A 19,500-nucleotide genomic window follows, 5' to 3' on the forward strand; every position below is an offset into this window, starting at 1 on the left:
TGGCGCGAGAGCCAAAGATGCACCATAGTGCCCGCTTATGACGCGACCGACTGCCTTGGTAACCAATGACGACGGGGTCCATTCCATCTTCTTTCAACTGCTGCTGGAGGCACTGACGCCGCATTTTCGCGTGGTGATCGCAGCGCCCGCACAGGAACAAAGCTGGATCGGCCGCGCCTTCAGCCGGCGCCGCAGCGTCGAGGCCGAAGAGGTGCAGTTTGGCGAAGCCAAGGGCTGGGCCATCGACGGCACCCCCACCGACTGCGTCAACATCGCCTTGGGCCACCTTCTGCCGGAAAAGCCCGATGTGGTCGTCAGCGGGATCAACATCGGCTACAACACGAGCATGCCGCTCATCCTCAGCTCCGGCACCCTCGCAGGAGCGATCGAGGGCGCGCACTGGGGCATCCCGGCGATTGCCGCCTCTCAGGCCTTGCCGGCCGGCGAGTTTCGCGAAGCCGCCCGCAGCGGGGGCAAGCTGCCCGAGGACGGCCTGCGCACCGTCAAGGCCGGCGCAAAAATCACGGCCAAGCTCGCCCTGGAGATAGCCGGGCGTTGCAATTCGGAACTGCACGTGCATAATCTCAACTTCCCCTACCCCATGCAGGAAGGCACCGAAGTCGTCGAAACCCGCCCCGCGCGCGTCGAGGCCCGCTGCCTTTTCGGCACCACCCACCCCAACCGTTTTGATTTCGAATACAACCGGCCTCCCGAGCCACAGGTAGATCATGCGACCGATCGGGCCGTCGTCCGCCAAGGCCTGGTGAGTCTTTCGATTTTGAACTTTTCGGCGCTCGCTTAGTCTTTTAAATTGCCGTCTTTTAAGGAAGAGCGCTCACGGCGGCCTTTCACGATACAGCACCACTTCAACTCTGATTATGTCCTTGTTCCGATCCCTACGGCTCATCAGCCTGATGGCCCTTTCCGTTTCTGCGCCCCTTTTGAATGCCCAAGACGTTTCGGCGGAAGACTATCGAGGATTCTGGCTCATTCGGGAAAGTGCGGGCGATAGCTGTGTGATCAACATCAAGGCAGGCGGCGGGATCTCCGCCTTCTGGACCGGCACCAAGACCAACGACATCATCAAGGGCAAGTGGACGATCGAGGACAACAACCTCGTCGCACGCTGGGAATCCGGCCTCGTGGAAGTATTTGAGTTTGGCGGCCCCTCCTCCCTCGTCCGCAAGAGCTTCCAAGCCGGGCAACCGTTGACCGCCCAGCCGATCGACGAAGCCCGTGCGACCCGCCTCGACCCGCGTCAAGTTGGCAGCCTCGCGGCAGGCGGCGGCGCGGCCCCCTCCGGTCCTGCGCCTGCGAGCACCGGCACGGAGAGCGAGAGCCCGGTGATCGGCGAAGAAGCCACCCCGGCTGCGCCCGCACAGCCTGCCCGGCCCGCGCCTCTGCAGAGCAACTACGTAGGCTACTGGGAAATACCGCAAAGCAGCGGCGGCTTCATGGGCTTCGGCGGCGGCAGCGACCACTTTTACATCTTCCTCTCCCGCAGCGGCGAAGCCCGTACCGCCTTGCGCTCGTGGGACGAATCGCCCGGCTCCACCGGTCGCTGGCACGAAGAAAACGGCCACGCCTACATCGAATGGAGCGGCGGGACCAAGGACATCCTGCGCCAGACTTCCGGTGGCAAACTGGAGCTCGCCACGTTTAACCGCAAGCAGGGCTGGAGCGACAAGCCCCGCCAGACCCGCGAAGCCGCCCGCTCTTCGACTGCCGATGCCGGTCGCCTCTTCAATGCCGGCGAGGTGCAATTCCTCTCCGTCAACGACATCCGCGGTCGCTGGGAGCCGGTAATGGAAAACACCAGCCTCAAGTCCATCGAGATCGACGGCTGGGGCAAGGCGCGCCGCACCTCCCCCGGCGCGGCAGACATGAAGGGCCAATGGCGCCTCTTCAGCGATTACCTCGTAATCAACTGGGAAGACGGCTCAAAGGACCTGTTGCGCCCCTCTGCGCGCGGCTTCGTGCGCGAAGTCTATGCGCCGGGCGTGCCGCTGAGCAGCGCCCCGACCAATCAGGAGATCCTCATTCGCACGAGCGACTCCTGATCGAGGCGGAACAGCTTGCTTTTAACACATGCCGCGAACCTATTCGGTCGCGGCATTTTCGTCGACCCGGCACGGCAGGAGGGCGGCGTCGCGCATCCCGTGGATGATCTTTTTGTCCGCCGGGCAAAACGTGGCCAGAATGCCCGCCAGCTTCGCCTGGTCGCCCTCGACGAAGTAATACGGGCACAAGCGCAGGCGACCCTCCATCGGGGCAACGCTGCCATCCTCGCGATAGATGGGGTGGCTCAGCCGCTTGGGTTTCCGATATTCCTGCAGGATATAAAGGCTCTTGGAGGCCTCGGCAATGGCTTCGCGGATGCCCTCTTCCCACTCCGAGCGCGAAGCATCGCTGCCCAGCAAGACCGAGCGTGCGCCCCAGGCGTTTTCATGGAAGCCGCTCAGCTTCAGGATCAGATTACGCTCCTTCTGCGAAGCCTCGGCCAACTGCTCCCAGTTATAGATCGGGTTTCCCCCGACCGTAGGCGCATCGAGCACGGCATTGGGCGGCAGGTCGACCGGATCCATGATCCAGCCCTGCGGGATGATCTTCTTCAACAGCTTGAGCGAACGCTTGCTCAGGTTTTCGCGCCAGAAGTCTTGCAAGCGGTGGTGGTGGAAAAGCGCGAGGTTCAGCTTCTCCTCCTGGAAGTGGCGCATTGGCGGGCTCACCTTCAGCGGCTGCCCCCCTTCGAGCATCTCCTGGATGTAAGGCACCACCGGGATGTTCGGCAGGTCGAAGAGTTCCCAAAAGCGGTAGACGATGTCGATCTCTTCCGGGTTGCCGCCGATGTCGGCGCACAGCGTGTCGCCCAGCGGCATGACATCGCTCGGATGGAATGCGTAGACCCGATAGCCGCGCTTTTGCAGCTCGCTGGCCAGCCAGTCCATCTCCGGCCGATAAGTCGCCGCTTCGTCCGACACCAGAATCGCGATCAAGGGCGACGTCTTCTCCGAACGCAACGACGACAACGAGCGGTAGAAGGCGTCCAGCATCTCATCCTGACCGCCGATCACCTCGCCCTGCTCGCGATAGAGACGGTTCAGGTAGGCAGTGAGGCCGATCCCACCCGGCACGGAGTCGATCTCCGTCACCGCAAAGCCGTCGTCGGTCTGCAGGAGGTCGGGCCGGATGACCATGGGCTGCGACTGCCGCAGGTTGCGGTGGCGGGCATGATTGACGAGCCTTTCCGGCTTGCCGCGGTCGAGGTATTCGGCCACCCAGGGCGTCTTCAGCTCGCGATTGCGCAAGATGTTCTTCCCTTCCGCAGAACGCTGGTAGAGCAGCTCGACTGCCTTGTAAAATTCAAGGCAGGCTTGGCCAATCTGCTCGATCTGCTGCAACTGCTTGGGGCTCAGCGGCCAGGCTTCGGGCGAAAGGCGCCAGGTCTTGTCTTCAAAAAGAGACTGGCTCGCGGTAGCTTCACGGATGGCTTGATAAGAAAGAGGCTCAGGCATGACGTTTCGGACACACAGCAGGTCAATCCCTGCTGCACATGGATATAGTTGTGAATCCAGTCTCGCGCAACTCCAAGACCAAATTGTCTACCTGGCAAGGTCAGGTTTTGCGCTGGCTGGCCTGGGTATTGGCGGCAGGCTTCCAGCGGGCGGGCTTCAGGTCGTGCGTCGCCTTCTTCCAGATAAAGCGGAACGGCTTCTCCACCCACTCCGCCGCATAGCCGATCCCGATACGCGGCGTCACCAGCACCTCATCATCGGGTACGGGCGGCGCCGCTTCGATCCAAAGCCCGGTAGCGGGAGTGGCCAGGCTGCCGTTTTGCAGGGCCGTGATCACCATCCCCTTGGTCAGCTTTCCTGGCCCATCCGTCGGTCCAGCGCCCCGTAGCAGCACCGCCGCCGGGTAGCCATCGCGCTCGCAGACGATGTTGGCCATCCAGTGCACGCCGTAGCACAGGTAAATATACCACGCGCCGGGTGGGCCAAACATCACGCGCGTGCGGTCCGTCAGGCCCTTGGCGGCGTGGCAGGCCTTGTCGTCCGGCCCCGTATACGCCTCGGTCTCGTGGATCGCCCAGCGCTGGATCGGGGCGCCCGGCCCCTCCTGGCGGCACAGATAACTACCGATCAACTGGCGGGCGACCGGCAGCGCACCCGCCGCAAAAAAGGCGGGCGGCAATACCTGGCCCGGGGAAAGTGCTTCTGTTTCGCGACCGATCATTGGTTCCAGAGCGACAGCAGTTCCTCTGCCGCCTGAGCTGCGGGCACTTCGCCTTGTGCGACTTTCTGCCGCAGCCCGACCAGTCGCCCTTGCACCGATGCATCCCGGAAAAACAGGTCGTGCAGGCCCTCGGTCAGCAACGCATCCATCCACTCGACGCGCTGCCTTTCACGACGACGCTCAAACTGGCCATTCTCTAGCGTTAACTGGCGAAACTCTTCCACTTTTTGCCAAAGCTCAGGGATGCCCTCACGCGTCAGCGCGGAATACATGACGGCCTTGGTTTTCCAGCCCTCGGTAGCCGGCGCGAGAAAAGAGAGCACGCGATTAAGCTCCGCCTTGGCCATGCGAGCGCGTTGGAGGTTGTCGCCGTCGGCCTTGTTGACCGCAATCAGGTCGGCCAGCTCGATAACCCCCTTCTTGATCCCCTGCAACTCGTCACCGGCTCCGGCAATCGAGACGAGCAGGAAAAAGTCGACCATCGAGCGTACCGTCACCTCGCTTTGCCCTACCCCGACAGTCTCCAAAATGATGATGTCGCAACCGAAAGCCTCACACAGCAGGAGCGTTTCGCGGGTCTTGCGGGCCACGCCTCCCAGCGTGCCGCCGTTGGGCGATGGCCGGATAAAGGCGTTGGGGTGGCGCGACAGCTCAACCATGCGCGTCTTGTCGCCCAGGATGCTGCCCTTGGTGACGGAAGATGAGGGGTCGATCGCCAGCACCGCCAGCCGGTGGCCTTCGTCGCACAGCCATTTGCCAATCGTCTCGATTGTCGTGCTCTTGCCCGCGCCCGGGACGCCGGTAATGCCGACCCGGACGGAACGCCCCGCATGGGGCAGCAACTGGGCGAGGACTTCTTTGGCCAGCTCGCGGTGGGCGGGAGCGTTGCTCTCGATCAACGTGATCGCTCGGCCCAGCGTGGTGCGATCGCCCGCCAGGACACCTTTCACGTAATCCTCGACCTGCAGAGTCGGGCGGCGCTTGACGCTGCGCGTGCGACTGAGGGCCGGCTCCGTCCCGGCGCGGACAAAGCTGTTGAAGCCCTGCTCAGGGCCACCTTCGGCCCACTCGGGGCGGCTGATTGCATCCTTGGCCATAGCCCCAGCCAATCGTTTCGAATCGCGTCTAACAACAAAAACTTATCGGCCCACGCCTCTCAGTCATGGTCGATACGCGTGCCAAGGCGGTCAAGGGGTTGGCGGGTGCGCCAGCGGTCCATTGCGTCGAGGCAGGTCATCAAGGCCGCGACCTGCCGCTCTTCCGGGTCGAGCCCACGCCCGGAGGCCATCGCGACGATTTCCTGCGCTTTCTGGTGCCAGCGGCGGAAGGCCTGGCTCACGACAGCTTGGCGAGCCGGGCCGAAGTGAGCACCCGAGTAGCCCAGAAAACAGACCCCCAGGCAGCGCAAGTCTGGCCAATCGGCTGAGTTGGCTGCGTTCCAGATCCGCTGTTGCAACATCTCGATGACTTGCGGGTTGATCAATTGCCAATGCGGCTCCTTGAAGAGGCCGAGGCGGCGGCGCTCCGTCACATGCAGCACGCCCTTGAACTCGAGCCCTTGCGCCACCATTTCGGCCGCCAACAGGTTCTCGTGGGTCAAGACCTCCAGCGCCTCTTCCAGTGAAAGAGGAAAGAGCTGGCGGATGCTGCGCTCGATCGAGATCAGCGGCTGGCGCTCCGGCCAGTCGTCCGGCTGCTCGCGTTGAGCGATCAACTGGCGACGCGGGTCCAGCCCGATGCGCCCACGTAACAAAAGCTCTACCAACCCTGCCACCAGGTACACCAAATGATTATCCGCTTCCTTGCGGACGAAATTGGCCTTGGCGTCGAAGGCGCGCAGCAGCAAGACCTCCTCTGGCAGCGTCAGGTATTCAATCGCCACCATAGGGCCGGAATGCTAGAGAAAAACAGACCGTGAGACAAGGCTGCGCGGATGCAGAGGGTGGAAACAGAAGTTTAGGCTTCGAGGCGTTTGAGAGCTTCCGGGCGATGGTGGATCGACTGGAGGCCGACCGCGCCGTAATCGCCTCGCTCGCAGGCGCTGACAAAGCTCTCGGTATCGGCCTTGAGTTGATCCCAGCGCTGGCGGATTTCAGTGGCTTCGAGGCGCGAAATCCGCTCGTCGACAGCTGACTGCGTCACCGTCGCGAGCATGTCGGCAAACTCCTGGACGAGCTGGTTCATGCATGTGACATAATCGCGGTGCGCCTCATCCTGCACCTCCGGGTTGGCGAGGAAAAAACCGCCCGCCTTGGAAGCCATCCAGCGCGTCACCGCCTGCGTGCCGCTGACGTCGTCCAGCTGACGCGCGCGATCCAGCGGATTGATGGCTCCGCTGTGTTGCGCATGAGTGGGCTGCGACCATTTGTAGACGAGCGAGACGGAGACGCCGAGTTCTTGCGCCAACTCCTTGGGACTACGTTGGGTCAGACACTGCTTGACGATCTCGTGAGACTCCATGCCCCCTACATAGGAAGCGCGGAGGCCGCTGGCAAGCACCACGATGGGAGAAGTGAGCCCTTACGAGCGCACCAAGTCCGGTTCTTCGAGGGATTTCTCGATCAGATTGATCAGTTGCTCCGCCCGAAATGGCTTGCCCAGGTAGGTATCGAAGCCCATCGACTCAAAGCGCTCGCGGTCGCCTGGCAGGGAAAAGGCAGTAAAGGCCACCATCACGGTCTTGTCGTATTCGGGCAACTGGCGCAGCTGCTCCAAGGCATTGATCCCGGTGGTCTCCCCCAGATTGATGTCGAGGAAGACGAGATGGTAGCGCACTTCATTTGCCCGCTCGAGCGCATCCTCCGCCGTGAGCACAAAATCGATATCGTAACGGTCTTGCAGGAGCAATCGCATCACCTTCACCGTGTGGGCGTTGTCTTCCACCACGAGGATCGGGCCTTTTCGCTTGCCCGTGGCACCCGGGATCTTGAGGCCCAGGCCCGTCGACTCCCCCCCAGTGGGCTTCTCGGCCTCGACGCCAACAGCCAGAGGCAACGAGACAATGAAGCGGGTGCCTTGATCGACCTCGCTTTGCACCTCGATCCGCCCGTTCATCAGCTGCACCAGCTGGTAGGTAATGGCGAGCCCCAAGCCGCTGCCCTCATGCCGGCGGTCTTCACCACTCGATTCCTGCTCGAAGGGGCGGAAAAGACGCTCGCGAAACTCAGGCGAAATGCCGCGCCCAGTATCCTCCACGGTGAAGCGAGCCATCTGCTCCGCCCGCTCGACCTTGATGCAGATGCGGCCGTTTTGCGTAAATTTGATGCTGTTACCCAGCAGGTTGACGAGGACGCGGTGGAGCGCCGACTGGTCGGCCTCGATCGGCAAGCCATCGTCGCAGCCCTCCAGAGACAATTCGTTCCCGGCATCGCGGGCCTGCAGCTTCATGATGCTGGCGGTCTCTCGAATCTCCTGGCAGAGATCGACCGGCTTGATGCTGAGCTTCGTCTTTCCACTCTCCAGCCGTGCGAGGTCCAACACGGAGTTGATCGTCGCGAGCAGGCGCTGGCTGTTGCTGTGCAGCAAGTCCGCCATTTCCTGCAGCTCCAGGTCGGCCTTTTCCTTCAAGATCTCCGCCATGCCGATGATGCTCGTCAACGGCGTGCGGATTTCATGGCTCATGTTGGAGAGGAAGTTGGACTTGGCGCGACTTGCGGCCTCGGCTTCCTCCTTAGCCACCACCATTGCGACTTGGGCCTGCTTCTGCGTGTGGATGTCTGTCGAGCTCGCCACCCAGTAATCCGCCGATTCATTGGCCGAACGCAGCGGAATGACACGGACCAACTGCCAGCGGTATTCCCCCTCTGCCGTCCGCAGGCGGTATTCATTGGCAAACTGCTGCTTGTCACGAATCGCCGTGGTCCACTCAGCTTGCAGTGCGCTACGATCGTCCGGATGCACGACCTCGTCGATAAACGCTTCCGTCGGGTCTACCTTTAACAAAGCGGCATGCTCGCGCCAGCGGCGGTTGGAGTATGTCACCTTGCCCTGCTCGTTGAGAATCCAGACAAACTGAGGCAAGGAATCGAGGCACACCTCCCAGCGGTGCGACAGACGGTCGGCCCGTTGTTCTGCCCGACGCATACGCAGGAGCGAGTTGACTGTAGCGATCAACTCGCGCGGGCGGATCGGGTCGCGCAAGTAACCATCGGCACCACTTTCGAGGCCTTCGATCACATCGTCGGAATCCACAAAGGCAGCGGATGTCTGCAAGATCGGGATCGAACTCGTGCGCTCGTGTGCGCGCAGTTGGCGGCACACCTGATAGCCGATCATGTCCGGCAGCTTTACGTCGAGAATGATCAGGGAGGGGCCACGCTCAGCCAGTTGCAGGCCTTCCTCACCCGTTCCGGCTTCCATCACCACGTATCCGGCGCGTTCCAGGTAGCGACGGAGCGTATAACGGTTGGTTTCCTGATCGTCGATGATCAGAATCGTATTTTGTTCTTGGCTTAACATTCGGGCGTGGAAGCGGTTCGTGCCTTCTGGAGCTGACGTAAAGCATGGTCGAGCGCGAGGTGAGCGGCCTGCGAGTCACCCATCTCCATCTTTTCGAGAAAAACCGGAGCGAAACTTTCTGCAATCTCCGAAGGCACGGAATATTGGGACTCTGCACTGTTGATGACAATAGGGACTTTCCGCAACTGAGGATGCGATTTTAGTGCATCCATCACCTCCCAGCCTGTCATGCGCGGCATTTGCAGGTCAAGCACGACGAGGTCCACGGGCTCGCGCTGCAACAGTTGCCACGCCTCCTGGCCGTCGGGGGCCTCCAGCACTTCGTCAAACCGCTGACGCAGCAAGTTGGCCAGCCAGTAGCGGTAGGCTTCGTTGTCTTCAGCCAGCAACACACGGTTGGCGGCGAGCGGCTCACCCTCCGGCTCAAGCTCCTCTGTATCCACCTCCGCGATACCGCTCTCCGGCAGAGCGAGGCGTTGGGTAGGATCGCGCGGCAGATAGAGCGTGAAGCGCGACCCCTGCCCCAGCACGCTCGAAACCGTCAAGTAGCCGCCCAGCATCTGGGCCAGGCGTTGCGACAACGAGAGACCGAGGCCGGTGCCTTTGGCCCGCTTTTGCAGGTGGTTCTCGATCTGGATAAATTCTTCGAAGATCCGCTCCAGGTTTTCTCGGGCAATGCCGATGCCTGTATCGCTGACGGAAAAGCGCACCATCTCGGCGTCGTGCTCAACGGTGAGGCGGACTTCGCCGCGCTCGGTAAATTTCAGCGCGTTGGAAATCAGATTGCGCAGGATTTGGGTCAGCTTGCCGTCGTCGGTCTCCCACTTCAGGTCTTGCTGCGGCTCTTCGATCAGCAGCTCCACTTCCGACTGCTGGGCCTGCAGCGGTCGCATGAGCCCTTTCAGGCTCGCAAGCACGGAACGGAGCGATACCAGGGTATAGTATACCGTGAGCTTGCCCGATTCTGCTTTGGCCAGGTCAAGTAAGTCGTTGACCAGCCCCAGCAGGGTATCGCCCGCGTGCTGAATCAGCGATACCTGCTTTTCCTGCTCGCTCGTCAGGTCTCCGTCGAAGCGATCGAGCAGCATGCTACTGAGGTTGACGATCGACTTGAGCGGCGTGCGAAACTCGTGCGTGATGTTGGAGAGGAAGCGCTGCTTCATCTCGGCAGACTGCCGGACGGACTCCGCCTTTGCCTCCAGCTCCGCATACAAGGCCACAACGCCACGATTGGTTTCCTCAATCTCCCGGTTGAGTTCGGCACTCTCCCGGCGGCGCTGTTTCAACTCGTAGAGCACGTCGAGGCAGCCGCCTGCGTCGAGCGGCGTATCGAAAATCCGCAACTGAGGGTCAGTCGTCAGCTCCAGCCCGTCTTCGATCAACTGTGTAGACACCGCGAGGCGCTGAGTCTGCTGCCGAAATGACTCCAACCATTGCCCCGGCGTCTGCTTGGCCCAGGTTACGCGCACTCCCGGGCGGTTCTTTTCTCCAATGGGCTCCACCCGCAGCTTCAAGCCATCCTGCAAGCCCAGCTGTAGCAGCTCTTCCAGAATCAGCCCATAACTGACGCGGCTGCCTCCATCGAGCTTCAAACAAGTCAGCACGTCCCGCCATTCCTGCAGGAAGCGGGGCATCTGATCAGGGCTGTGAAGCTCAGAGTGAGGCATAGAAGGTCATGCCAGCGGAGGGAAGACGAGGACGCCAACGTCGTCGCGACCACGCCCGAATTGCTTAAAAAGGTATGCGGCTACGATCATGGGATCCTGGTGCCAGAAATCATGCGATGCCGGCAGCTGCCAACGGGATTGCAGGCCGTCGGTGGCCATGATGAAGGCCTGATTGGGGTTGAGCCCGTAGGACATCGCAGTGGCGCGGGATTTTTCGACCCCCACGATGCCGTTGGATGTAAGCAGGTGTTTGCTCGTAGAACGATCGACAATCAACCCTTGGACGTTGCCCAAGCTGCTGAATTCGACATCCCGCTGGCCACGATTGATGCGGGCCAACGCCACCGCAGCCCCACGAGTCCGGCGCAGTTCGTGGTGCATCTGGTCGATCATCTGCGGCAATGGCTGTCGCGGGTCTTGCTGCGACATGTGCTGAAAACAATCTTGCGCAGCCAAGACCGCACGTGCAGCGTCGGGCCCGTGACCCAAGCCGTCTGCCAGGAAGGCGAGCGTAAAATCGGGCATGCGCTGCAGGCTCCAGCCATCTCCGGAGACCTGCTCGTTGGGATGCGGCACCAGCAGCCCTGCAACGGCCTCGGGCAGTTCACGAGGCTTGGCAGGCTGCTTCGGCTTCCGCCCCAGAAAACGCATCAGGAAAATGGAGCCCTGTTGAGGCTGGGAAAAGATCGCAAAGTGGTCGCACAAGCGTTTGAGCGCCCCAAGCCCAGTGCCCATGGAGCCGGCGGAGGAGTAGCCGTCTTGCAGGCAGCGCTCCACATCCACCATGCCAGGCCCGTTGTCGATCGCCAGCACATCAAGCTGGGTGTCGTCTTCCGAAGCGATCGTCTGCGCGACGATCATGCCGCGCCCGGCGTGCTTGATGATGTTTCGAGCCGCCTCCTGGACGGTGATCTCGATGCGCGAGACGGTAGAATCGCTGAAGGCGTGGCGTTTTGCCAGCTCCACTATCTGCCGCCTCGCCCAGCCGACATCGCCTCGCTCCGCCACGGGCTGGCGGGCAATGGCAGTGCCACGAAGCATCATAACCATCGCGTAATCGCGACCTTGGTACCTGCGCCGGGTGTGGATTGGAGCTCGAACTCATTGCTGAGGCGCTTGGCTCCACCCAACCCCAAGCCTAAGCCTGAGCCGGTCGAATACCCATCTTGCAGGGCTTTTTCGATGTTCTCAATGCCGGGCCCTTGGTCGACAATCGTCAGACGAATGCCGGTCCGGGTGTGTTGGGAAATTTTTTCGATGGTTGCCATACCTCCGCCTCCATAAATTAGCGCATTACGTGCCAATTCACTGGTGGCGGTGACGAGTTTCGTCTGGTCGATCAACGAAAATCCCAACTCACTGGCAAGCTTGCGGACAGCTTGGCGGACGTAGACGACATCTGGCTCGGTTGAGATCGGCAACTGAAGGCCGTCATTCCCGCTCATCGGTTTCCTCCTCGCCCCACTCGGCGGGCAATTTGCGCAGAATTCGCATGCCCTGGTCGATATTCAGTGCAGTTTGCACACCACTGAGCGACAAGCCCAGTTCGACCAAGGTGATTGCAACGGCGGGTTGCATACCGACCACAATGGTGTGGCAGTCCTGAATCCGGGCCATGGCGGAAATGTCGGCCAGCATGCGACCGATGAACGAATCGACGATTTCGAGGCCGGAAATGTCGATCAGGACCCCCCGCGCATGGTGGCGGGAGATGTTGTTCGTCAGGTCGTCCTGCAGGCGCATGGCCAGCGCATCGTCCAGGTCCATTTGGATGGAAACCAGGAGGAACTCTTCGACTCGTAGGATGGGAATCCGATACATGCGTCGCGTGCTTTAGATCTCGTCGATCTTCTGGCGCTTTTTCTTCAGCGCGAGAGCGAAAGCATCGGCCAGCGTGCCCTTGGTCGTGACGTTGCCCAACTCGACGCCGAGGTGGACGATCGTCTGAGCGATCTGCGGGCGGATGCCGCTGATGATACATTCAGCGCCCATCAGGCGGGCTGCCGTCACCGTCTTCAGCAAGTGCTGGGCGACGAGGGTGTCGACAGCCGGCACACCGGTGATGTCGATGATCGCGATGTCGGAACCAGTCGCGACGATCTTTTGCAGCAGGCTCTCCATCACCGTTTGCGTGCGCTCGCTGTCCAGCGTGCCGATGACCGGCAGCGCCAGGATGCCCTTCCAGAGGCTTACGACCGGGGTCGAGAGCTCCAGCAAGTCTTGCTGCTGGCGCTGGATAATAGCCTCGCGGGTCGCGATAAAGACTTCGGTCGTGTTCAGGCCGAGGCGGTCGAGCAGCATCGTGGACTGCCAGATGTCTTCGAGCAGGGCGACCGTATCGTTGTCGTCGTGGGCCAGCTTCAGCTCGCGGAAGAGCGGGCGCTTGAGGGAAAAGACAAACGTAGCGGTTTCGGTGGGCGTAAAGCCTTGTTCGCTGCGAGAGCGGGAGAGCTCGTCGAGCAGGTCGCGCAACTCGTCGTAGGCCGCCGTTTTTTCCGGGTTAACCCCTGCGACCTTGATCGCCTTGCGGAGCAGGTCGAGGAAGCGCGCGGCTTGGTCGCGCAGTTCGCTTTCGCGGATGAGGCTGAGGAGACGCCCTCCGTCGACTTGCAGCTCAGCGATCCAGGTATCCAGGATGCGGTCGAGGTGCTTTTCGATGACGAGGGGGAGGAGAGAATTGGCCGAGTTTTGCGGGGCGGTGGTCATGAGAAAACTGTCTTTTCACATGCCTACCCGTTTTTCGGCCCCACGGGAAGGGTAAAAGCAGATTATCTCTTCTGCACTTTGTCCAGTCGCCCAGGGTCCTCCATGTGCCTGACTTCGAAAGTGTCTTCCGGCTCCGAGCGAAACGACTGCCCTTGCCAGATGCGCTTTTCGAGGCCGATGCGATTGCCTTCGAGGCGGATCCAGTTGTAGGCGTTGGGCTCGTTCTTGAGGCGGGTGGAAGTCGCCGTAGCCGCCTGAATCACCAGGATGCGCTCGACAATCTCATGGTGCGTCAACGCGTGCCCGGAGAAGCCCAGGTGCAAGTGGCCGGAGAGCAGGAGGTCGACCCCGGCTTCGGCAAAAGCGTGCAGTGCGTCCCGCGCGTTGCCGATGATCCCGCGTTGCGCAGCCGATTCGGGCACCAGAAAGGGGTGATGCGTCACCACGACCTTAATCTTGTGGCTCGGCACTTCGCGGAAGGTTTCCCGGACCTCCTCCACCTGCCAATCGCTGATCCGCCCGCGCGACCAGTCGGCATAAAAGCCGCCGGGGCGTGCCGTATTGAGCCCCAGGACGGCACAGTGATCCGTCTCGATAAAGGGGCACATATTGCGTGTCATGTAGCGGCGATAGCGACGCAGCGGTTTGGTGAAGCGCTCGATCAGGTTCCAGTGCGGCAGGTCGTGGTTGCCCGGCACGAGGATCTGCGGCTGCGGGAGCGTATCAATGAAGGCTTTGGCCGCGGCAAACTCGCTCTTCTTCGCGCGCTGGGTAAAGTCGCCGCTTATGATCAGGATGTCGGGGCGCTGTCGATTCAGGTCGGCCCGGAGCGATTCGAGCAACTCCGGGCGTGTAGTACCAAAATGCAGGTCGGAAATGTGTGCGAGTGTAGTCACTAGTCTTAGGCTTCCTCCGCTTTCAGCTCTGGGCAGGAAGTCTCTGCATCCATTTGAGGCGAGGTAAGCATGCGTAGGCCGCGAGCTTCGATCGAGTATTTCAGGGGCGCGCGTAACTTCAGGATCTCCCCGTCGGTCATGGTGCGGATCTTGCGTTTGCGGCGAGGCTGGATCGTGACTTCGCTACTGGCATAGGCCCGAAGGTCGGGCACCTTGTCCCACCAGCCGAGCAGCAAGGCGGCCGTCACGTAAAGCATCTGCCAGCGCCCCGGATTGTCGTAAACATAAATGCCGAGCTTGCCCTCATCCAGTGCGCGGCGACGAGGCAACTGCCCGATCACACCGGGCTCGTATTGATTATTGGAAATCATCAGCAAGCGAGTCCGCAATTCGTGCGTTTCGCCCTCTGCCGTGGTAATTTTGACCCGCAGGAGCGGATAAGTCGCGAGGATCCGGATGCCGGCTCCGAAAACGCGCAGCCATTTAAGAAAGAAGCCCTGCCCGCGCAAGGATTCCCGACTCTCCGAGATGCGAGGATAGACGCCAAGGACGGACATGCAGGTAAAGGGCTGGCCGTTGACCATCGCGATGTCGATTTCGCGCACCTCGCCTTGCAGCAGGGTTTCCACCGCCTCCTTCCAGTCGTCGGGCAGGTCAAGGTCCTTGGCCAGCAGGTTCATGGTGCCCAAGGGCAGGATTGCCAGCGTCTTGTCGGTCCCCCGCAGCTTTTCCACGGCGGTGGCAATGGTGCCGTCGCCGCCGCCGACAAGGATCGTATCAGCCGGGCCTTCGACCGCTTGATCGAGCGCGGGCACCAGATCCGGCCCCTCCACCAGCTTGGCCTCCACCACCCACCCCTTTTCTTCAAAGGCTTGCTGGATGTGAGTGGAAACCGCATCGGCATCCATCTGGATCAAGGTGCCAGACCGGCGGTTGAGAATAATCTGGAGGCGCTTCTCAGGCATAGGCTTCAACGAATAGCAGTTGTCGTTCCCTTCTCTTCTTATGTGGCACGGGGCTTGTTACGTCTCAACTCGAACCCGAATTAAACTATGACCGATACAACCACACGACTCACCGAATGGCTGAAAGATGCCTATGGCATGGAAAAGGGCTGGATCGATACGCTCGAGCGCCAGGCCAAGCGCCTTGAAAACTACCCCTTCTTTGCCGAGAAGACGAATGACCAGGTCGAAGCCTCGAAGCGCTCGGCCGACCGCCTCGCTCAGGCGCTGCAGGACATGGGCGAAAAGCCGGAAAGTGCCTTCTCTGGCGTCAGCTCGCTCGCGGGCAAGTTCCAGTCGATGATGACGACGACCGCCAGCGATGAAGCCGTCAAATACGTGCTCTCCAACTTTGGCTTTGTCCATTTTGCCATTGCTTCCTACGTCTCGCTGCTCGCAACCGCCGACCGCTTCAAGCACGAGAAACTGAAGGCAGTGATCGAGCAAAACCTCTCCGAAAAACGCGAGTTCGCGGACTTCCTGGCCGACAACGTCCCGGCAGTCACCCTGCGCTTTCTGGAGCGTGAACATGCCGACGCCAAGGCCAAGCGCTAACCAAGCAGCCTTTTCGTCACGCAATAGCCTCTTCCAGCCCAGGAAGGGGCTATTTTTTTTTTGCAGCTTGCCCCATGGGTTGTAGATCCGCATGCAGATTGCACTAACGATGCTAGCCGCAAATCTTGCAACCTGTTGTAAATCCGGTGGGTTGGAGCCGCGCACCCGGCTGGCATGTGTTTGGCTAAATGGGCTTCACCATGAGCGAAATAGAACTATTGCCGGTTGAACTGCTCAAAGAGCAGATCAAGGACCCCGAAACCCGTTTCCCCACCCTCACCCTTGCCATGCCCATGGCGAAAGCTGGACGCGATACCTTGGGCAACCCGGCACGCCTGAAACATAATCTCCAGCAGATCAAACGCTTTGCCGAAGAAAAGGAGCTCGACCTGCCCAAGGGTTATTTCGAGCCCTTGGACGGCCTCGTCGACAATTACGACTTCTGGCAACATCAGCGTGCCGGCCTCGGCATCGTGCTGAATGGAGAGAGCCTGATCATCGGCGGCCTGCCCTACGAGCCGCAGGAATTCTGGGCCTTTGACCGCTCGATGCGCGTCATGCCCTTCCTGCCGTTGTTCGAGCGCTCGCTCGACGCCTATGTGCTCCAGCTCTCGAAAGGCCATGTGGTGCTCTACCGCCTGCACAACGAGCAGTTTGAGGAGGTTGAGGTGCCCGATATGCCCGAAAGCCTGAGTGAGGCCTCCAAGTTCCGTGAGCACCAGGACAACCTGCAGGCGCGCGCCGCCAGCAGCCGGCCAGCGACGGAAGACCCCCGCTTTTATGGCCCCGGCGGTGAAGAAGAGCACCAGGAGCGCAAGATCAAGGAATTCTTCGACCGCGTGGATGTCGCGGTGCGCAAGCGCATCAACCCGGACAACCTGCCCTTGATCGTCGCGTGCCTTTCCGAGCACCACGGCGTCTACCAAAAGGCCAATCGCTACCACCAGTTGGTCGACAGCTTTATCGACGGCAACCCCGACGCCCGCAAGCCGACGGAACTGGCGGAAGCCGCCCGAGAGATTCTCCGCCGCGAGCGTCAGCAGCGCGTAGAACGCCTGGGCGAGCAGATCAACCAGGAGCTGGCCAAGCAGGGCCGCGGTGAGCAGGACCCGAAAAAGCTGGCTCTCGACGCCCATTTTGGTCGCGTCGAAGCTTGCCTGATCGACCCGAGCTACCAGCGCAGCGCCGAGATCGACGCGGAGGCCAATAAGGTCAAGCTACTCAACGGCGAAGTGAAGGCAGACGCTACCGATATTGCCGACTTCATCGCGAAGGAGACTCTGCGCAACAGCGGCCACGTCTTTGTGACCGACCCGAGCAACGTGCCGGGCACGCGCCCCTTCGCCGCATTGCTCCGCTATTAGCAGAGCTGACTTGTCAACCGCAGCGCCCTGCCTTATGCACATCGTATGGCAGTGGCGCTTGTATTAACAATCCTTGGACCCGACCGGGCAGGCCTGGTGGAAGAACTGGCCGCCTTGATCACCTCCTGCGACGGCAACTGGCTCGACAGCCGCATGAGCCACCTTGGTGGCCAGTTTGCAGGCATCCTGCGCATCACCGTGGCGCCGGGACGCCAGCCTGAGCTTGAAGACGGGTTTGCACGGCTACGCAAGGCCGGGCTGCAGATCTCCGTGCAGCCCGATGAAGCCGATACCGCCCCCGTGATGCGGAAGAGCTTCAAGATTGAGCTGACGGGGCAAGACCACCCGGGCATTGTCCGCGATTTGACCCAGGTGCTAGCCCAGCACGAGGGCAACATCGAAGAACTCTCGACCTGGACGGAAAGTGCCCCTTGGTCGGGCGATACGCTGTTTTGCGCCCACGTGGAAGCGCGCGTGCCGTCGGAGCTGCCGTCGGCCGAGCTGCGGGAAGCCCTCGAAGGCATTGCCTCCGATCTGATGGTGGACATCAAGGTAGGCACGCCGGCGCCCACCTCGGCCTAAGCAAAAAAGCTTTGTGTCTGCCGCACCACTTGCATGAGGGCGGCAGACGCTTGCTGCGGGGTCAACCTCGGCTGAGCGGCAGCGGGAAGAGATGCCGGTTTCGGCGGGAGAGAGATTGGCGTTGCGGCCATGAGCCCAAGCTATCCCTTTTTACATCTCTTTACCAACGCCCTCAGGACCGGCGGCAAAGCGACCGGTCCATCGGTTCAAAGACGGGGTGAAGCGAAGAGGCCTAACCCTTTTTGCTCCAGCTATCCTTAAGCGATACCGTGCGGTTCCAGACCCACTTGTCGGGTGTAGAATCCAGGTCGACGCAATAGTAGCCTTTGCGCTCAAACTGGACGATGTCCCCCATCCCGTGCTTCGCCAGCTCCGGCTCGCCATAGCACTGGATCACCTGCAGCGAATCCGGGTTCAGGTTGTCGAGGAAGGTCTTACCCTCTTCCAGATCTTCCGGGTCATCGCTGAGGAAGAGGTGGTCATACAGACGGCACTCGAAGGGCACATTTTCGGTCGCGCTAACCCAGTGGATCGTGCCCTTGACCTTGCGGTTGTCGGGCGTACTGCCGCCACGGCTCTCGGGGTCGAACTCCGCCTCCAGCTCCACGATATTGCCGTCGGCATCCTTGATCACCTTGGTGCAGGTGATGTAGCAGGCGTAGCGCAGGCGCACCTCCTGCCCCGGTGCGAGGCGGAAGTACTTCTTGGGCGGGTCTTCCATGAAGTCGTCGCGGTCGATATAAATCTCGCGCGTCAACGGCACCTTGCGCGTGCCGAAAGACTCGTCGCCCGGGTGATTCGGGCCTTCATACCATTCGGTTTCGCCCTCGGGGAAGTTCGTGATCGTGACCTTTACCGGATCGAGCACGGCCATCCGGCGCGGCGCCCGATTCTCGAGGTCTTGACGCAGGCAGTGCTCCAGCAACGCAAACTCCGTGCGGCTGTTGTACTTCGTCACCCCAACCCGGGCCATAAATTCCTTGATCGATTCGGGCGTGTAGCCACGGCGCCGCATCCCGCGCAAGGTCGGCATCCGCGGATCGTCCCAGCCATTGACGTGGTTTTCCTCGATCAGCTGGCGCAGCTTGCGCTTGGTCACGATCGTGCGGGTCAGGTTGAGCCGCGCGAATTCGATCTGGCGCGAGGGAAAGATGCCGAGTTGCTCGATGAACCAGTTGTAGAGCGGACGGTGATCCTCGAACTCCAGCGAGCAAAGGCTGTGTGTGACTTCTTCCAGCGAATCGCTCTGCCCGTGCGTGTAGTCGTAGGTCGGGTAGATGCACCAGGTGTCGCCCGTGCGGTGGTGATGCTGGCGGATGATGCGGTACATCACCGGGTCGCGCAGGTTCATGTTGGGGCTCGCCATGTCGATCTTGGCGCGCAAGACGCGGCTGCCGTCCGGGAACTCGCCCGCGCGCATGCGCTGGAACAAGTCGAGGTTTTCCTCCGGCGAGCGGTCACGATAGGGGCTCGGCTTGCCCGCCTCGGTCAGGTTGCCCCGGCTGGCGCGGATTTCCTCACCCGTCTGGTCGTCCACATAAGCGAGGCCGCGCTTGATCAAGTCACAGGCCCACGCGAAGAGCTGCTCAAAGTAATCGGAGGCGTAGCACTCGCGGTCCCACGTCCAGCCGAGCCAGGCGATGTCTTCCTTGATCGCGTCGACAAACTCCGTCTCTTCCTTCACCGGGTTGGTGTCGTCGAAACGCAGGTTGACCTTGCCGCCAAACTCGCGCGCAAGACCAAAGTCGATCGTGATGGCCTTGGCGTGGCCGATGTGCAAATAGCCGTTGGGCTCGGGCGGGAACCGGGTCTGGGTCGCCTGGTGCTTGCCGCTCGCGAGGTCTTCGGCGATGATATCGCGGATAAAGTTACTGGGCTTTTTGTCTTCGTCGGCCATGGGAATCTCTACAGCGTTGCGGATTGATCGGCGTCGTCAACCGGAATGAGACATTAGCGCCCTGCGAATGCAGAATCTACTGAAATACGATCTGCATGCGGAAGCCGCCACCTGGCAGACGCTTACCGATGGACG

19 protein-coding genes are annotated in these 19,500 nt (G+C 61.2%); 5 read left to right on the plus strand and 14 right to left on the minus strand.

What is annotated here, in order from left to right; genetic code table 11:
- The first annotated feature begins 37 nt into the window (after positions 1 to 37).
- Both surE and Q7P63_16465 read left to right on the plus strand, forming a co-directional pair.
- Positions 38 to 802: a 5'/3'-nucleotidase SurE gene (surE, locus tag Q7P63_16460; GenBank protein MDP0501687.1), complete on the plus strand. Its 765-nt coding sequence runs from the start codon at positions 38 to 40 to the stop codon at positions 800 to 802.
- A gap of 76 nt (positions 803 to 878) precedes the next feature.
- The gene (locus tag Q7P63_16465) at positions 879 to 2,060 is read left to right on the plus strand and encodes a hypothetical protein (protein MDP0501688.1); all 1,182 of its coding nucleotides are present in this window, start codon (positions 879 to 881) and stop codon (positions 2,058 to 2,060) included.
- 39 nt (positions 2,061 to 2,099) lie between these two features.
- On the opposite strand, the gene Q7P63_16470 is transcribed toward Q7P63_16465, so the two are convergent.
- The 13 genes from Q7P63_16470 to Q7P63_16530 all read right to left on the minus strand — a co-directional run bounded on the left by Q7P63_16470 (position 2,100) and on the right by Q7P63_16530 (position 14,928).
- Positions 2,100 to 3,515 carry a hypothetical protein gene (locus Q7P63_16470; protein MDP0501689.1) on the minus strand — a complete coding sequence of 472 codons (1,416 nt, stop codon included), beginning with the start codon at positions 3,513 to 3,515 and terminating at the stop codon, positions 2,100 to 2,102.
- Positions 3,516 to 3,615: 100 nt separating this feature from the next.
- Complete coding sequence (locus Q7P63_16475) at positions 3,616 to 4,236, minus strand: DNA-3-methyladenine glycosylase (GenBank protein MDP0501690.1); 621 nt, start codon at positions 4,234 to 4,236, stop codon at positions 3,616 to 3,618.
- Complete coding sequence (gene meaB / locus Q7P63_16480) at positions 4,233 to 5,333, minus strand: methylmalonyl Co-A mutase-associated GTPase MeaB (GenBank protein ID MDP0501691.1); 1,101 nt, start codon at positions 5,331 to 5,333, stop codon at positions 4,233 to 4,235. Before meaB ends, Q7P63_16475 begins: the two co-directional genes overlap by 4 nt.
- Positions 5,334 to 5,392: 59 nt before the next feature.
- Positions 5,393 to 6,121 (minus strand): GPP34 family phosphoprotein, encoded by a 729-nt coding sequence (locus Q7P63_16485; GenBank protein MDP0501692.1) that lies wholly within the window; start codon positions 6,119 to 6,121, stop codon positions 5,393 to 5,395.
- A 71-nt stretch (positions 6,122 to 6,192) separates the two neighbouring features.
- Positions 6,193 to 6,696: a hypothetical protein gene (locus tag Q7P63_16490; GenBank protein MDP0501693.1), complete on the minus strand. Its 504-nt coding sequence runs from the start codon at positions 6,694 to 6,696 to the stop codon at positions 6,193 to 6,195.
- A 60-nt stretch (positions 6,697 to 6,756) separates the two neighbouring features.
- Positions 6,757 to 8,694 (minus strand): response regulator, encoded by a 1,938-nt coding sequence (locus Q7P63_16495; GenBank protein MDP0501694.1) that lies wholly within the window; start codon positions 8,692 to 8,694, stop codon positions 6,757 to 6,759.
- Entirely contained in the window at positions 8,688 to 10,328 is a 1,641-nt protein-coding gene (locus tag Q7P63_16500; GenBank protein ID MDP0501695.1) for an ATP-binding protein, read from the minus strand. The genes Q7P63_16495 and Q7P63_16500 overlap by 7 nt, the downstream gene beginning before the upstream one ends.
- 39 nt (positions 10,329 to 10,367) lie before the next feature.
- Complete coding sequence (locus tag Q7P63_16505; protein ID MDP0501696.1) at positions 10,368 to 11,411, minus strand: ATP-binding protein/SpoIIE family protein phosphatase; 1,044 nt, start codon at positions 11,409 to 11,411, stop codon at positions 10,368 to 10,370.
- A complete protein-coding gene (locus tag Q7P63_16510) occupies positions 11,402 to 11,806 on the minus strand; it encodes an anti-sigma regulatory factor (GenBank protein ID MDP0501697.1) in 405 nt (134 codons plus the stop codon). The genes Q7P63_16505 and Q7P63_16510 overlap by 10 nt, the downstream gene beginning before the upstream one ends.
- Entirely contained in the window at positions 11,793 to 12,182 is a 390-nt protein-coding gene (locus tag Q7P63_16515; protein ID MDP0501698.1) for an STAS domain-containing protein, read from the minus strand. The genes Q7P63_16510 and Q7P63_16515 overlap by 14 nt, the downstream gene beginning before the upstream one ends.
- 12 nt (positions 12,183 to 12,194) lie before the next feature.
- Entirely contained in the window at positions 12,195 to 13,067 is an 873-nt protein-coding gene (locus Q7P63_16520; protein ID MDP0501699.1) for an STAS domain-containing protein, read from the minus strand.
- Between the two features lie 62 nt (positions 13,068 to 13,129).
- Positions 13,130 to 13,963, minus strand: a complete 834-nt coding sequence (locus Q7P63_16525; protein ID MDP0501700.1) for a metallophosphoesterase — start codon at positions 13,961 to 13,963, stop codon at positions 13,130 to 13,132.
- Positions 13,964 to 13,968: 5 nt separating this feature from the next.
- On the minus strand, positions 13,969 to 14,928 hold the full coding sequence (locus tag Q7P63_16530) for a diacylglycerol kinase family protein (GenBank protein MDP0501701.1): 960 nt from the start codon (positions 14,926 to 14,928) through the stop codon (positions 13,969 to 13,971).
- Between the two features lie 87 nt (positions 14,929 to 15,015).
- On the opposite strand from Q7P63_16530, the gene Q7P63_16535 reads away from it, so the two are divergent.
- From Q7P63_16535 to Q7P63_16545, 3 genes are all read left to right on the plus strand, one after another.
- Positions 15,016 to 15,522 (plus strand): DUF892 family protein, encoded by a 507-nt coding sequence (locus tag Q7P63_16535; protein MDP0501702.1) that lies wholly within the window; start codon positions 15,016 to 15,018, stop codon positions 15,520 to 15,522.
- Between the two features lie 200 nt (positions 15,523 to 15,722).
- The gene (locus Q7P63_16540) at positions 15,723 to 16,886 is read left to right on the plus strand and encodes a hypothetical protein (protein ID MDP0501703.1); all 1,164 of its coding nucleotides are present in this window, start codon (positions 15,723 to 15,725) and stop codon (positions 16,884 to 16,886) included.
- Positions 16,887 to 16,931: 45 nt separating this feature from the next.
- Positions 16,932 to 17,468 carry an ACT domain-containing protein gene (locus Q7P63_16545; GenBank protein ID MDP0501704.1) on the plus strand — a complete coding sequence of 179 codons (537 nt, stop codon included), beginning with the start codon at positions 16,932 to 16,934 and terminating at the stop codon, positions 17,466 to 17,468.
- Positions 17,469 to 17,700: 232 nt separating this feature from the next.
- Here the strand turns inward: Q7P63_16545 and Q7P63_16550 are convergent, their stop codons facing one another.
- Positions 17,701 to 19,365, minus strand: a complete 1,665-nt coding sequence (locus Q7P63_16550) for a glutamine--tRNA ligase/YqeY domain fusion protein (protein ID MDP0501705.1) — start codon at positions 19,363 to 19,365, stop codon at positions 17,701 to 17,703.
- Positions 19,366 to 19,500 lie beyond the last annotated feature (135 nt).

Source organism: Verrucomicrobiota bacterium JB022 (assembly GCA_030673845.1).
In the GTDB taxonomy this organism is placed as follows: domain Bacteria; phylum Verrucomicrobiota; class Verrucomicrobiia; order Opitutales; family Oceanipulchritudinaceae; genus WOUP01.

Coding starts and splice junctions, on each gene's coding strand:
- Q7P63_16540 (MDP0501703.1), top strand. CDS start 15,723: ATGAGCGAAATAGAACTATTGCCGGTTGAACTGCTCAAAGAGCAGATC.
- Q7P63_16500 (MDP0501695.1), bottom strand. CDS start 10,328: ATGCCCCGCTTCCTGCAGGAATGGCGGGACGTGCTGACTTGTTTGAAG.
- Q7P63_16490 (MDP0501693.1), bottom strand. CDS start 6,696: ATGGAGTCTCACGAGATCGTCAAGCAGTGTCTGACCCAACGTAGTCCC.
- Q7P63_16475 (MDP0501690.1), bottom strand. CDS start 4,236: ATGATCGGTCGCGAAACAGAAGCACTTTCCCCGGGCCAGGTATTGCCG.
- Q7P63_16530 (MDP0501701.1), bottom strand. CDS start 14,928: ATGCCTGAGAAGCGCCTCCAGATTATTCTCAACCGCCGGTCTGGCACC.
- Q7P63_16485 (MDP0501692.1), bottom strand. CDS start 6,121: ATGGTGGCGATTGAATACCTGACGCTGCCAGAGGAGGTCTTGCTGCTG.
- Q7P63_16545 (MDP0501704.1), top strand. CDS start 16,932: ATGGCAGTGGCGCTTGTATTAACAATCCTTGGACCCGACCGGGCAGGC.
- Q7P63_16550 (MDP0501705.1), bottom strand. CDS start 19,365: ATGGCCGACGAAGACAAAAAGCCCAGTAACTTTATCCGCGATATCATC.
- Q7P63_16520 (MDP0501699.1), bottom strand. CDS start 13,067: ATGACCACCGCCCCGCAAAACTCGGCCAATTCTCTCCTCCCCCTCGTC.
- meaB (MDP0501691.1), bottom strand. CDS start 5,333: ATGGCCAAGGATGCAATCAGCCGCCCCGAGTGGGCCGAAGGTGGCCCT.
- Q7P63_16470 (MDP0501689.1), bottom strand. CDS start 3,515: ATGCCTGAGCCTCTTTCTTATCAAGCCATCCGTGAAGCTACCGCGAGC.
- Q7P63_16495 (MDP0501694.1), bottom strand. CDS start 8,694: ATGTTAAGCCAAGAACAAAATACGATTCTGATCATCGACGATCAGGAA.
- Q7P63_16505 (MDP0501696.1), bottom strand. CDS start 11,411: ATGGTTATGATGCTTCGTGGCACTGCCATTGCCCGCCAGCCCGTGGCG.
- Q7P63_16535 (MDP0501702.1), top strand. CDS start 15,016: ATGACCGATACAACCACACGACTCACCGAATGGCTGAAAGATGCCTAT.
- Q7P63_16465 (MDP0501688.1), top strand. CDS start 879: ATGTCCTTGTTCCGATCCCTACGGCTCATCAGCCTGATGGCCCTTTCC.
- Q7P63_16510 (MDP0501697.1), bottom strand. CDS start 11,806: ATGAGCGGGAATGACGGCCTTCAGTTGCCGATCTCAACCGAGCCAGAT.
- Q7P63_16515 (MDP0501698.1), bottom strand. CDS start 12,182: ATGTATCGGATTCCCATCCTACGAGTCGAAGAGTTCCTCCTGGTTTCC.
- surE (MDP0501687.1), top strand. CDS start 38: ATGACGCGACCGACTGCCTTGGTAACCAATGACGACGGGGTCCATTCC.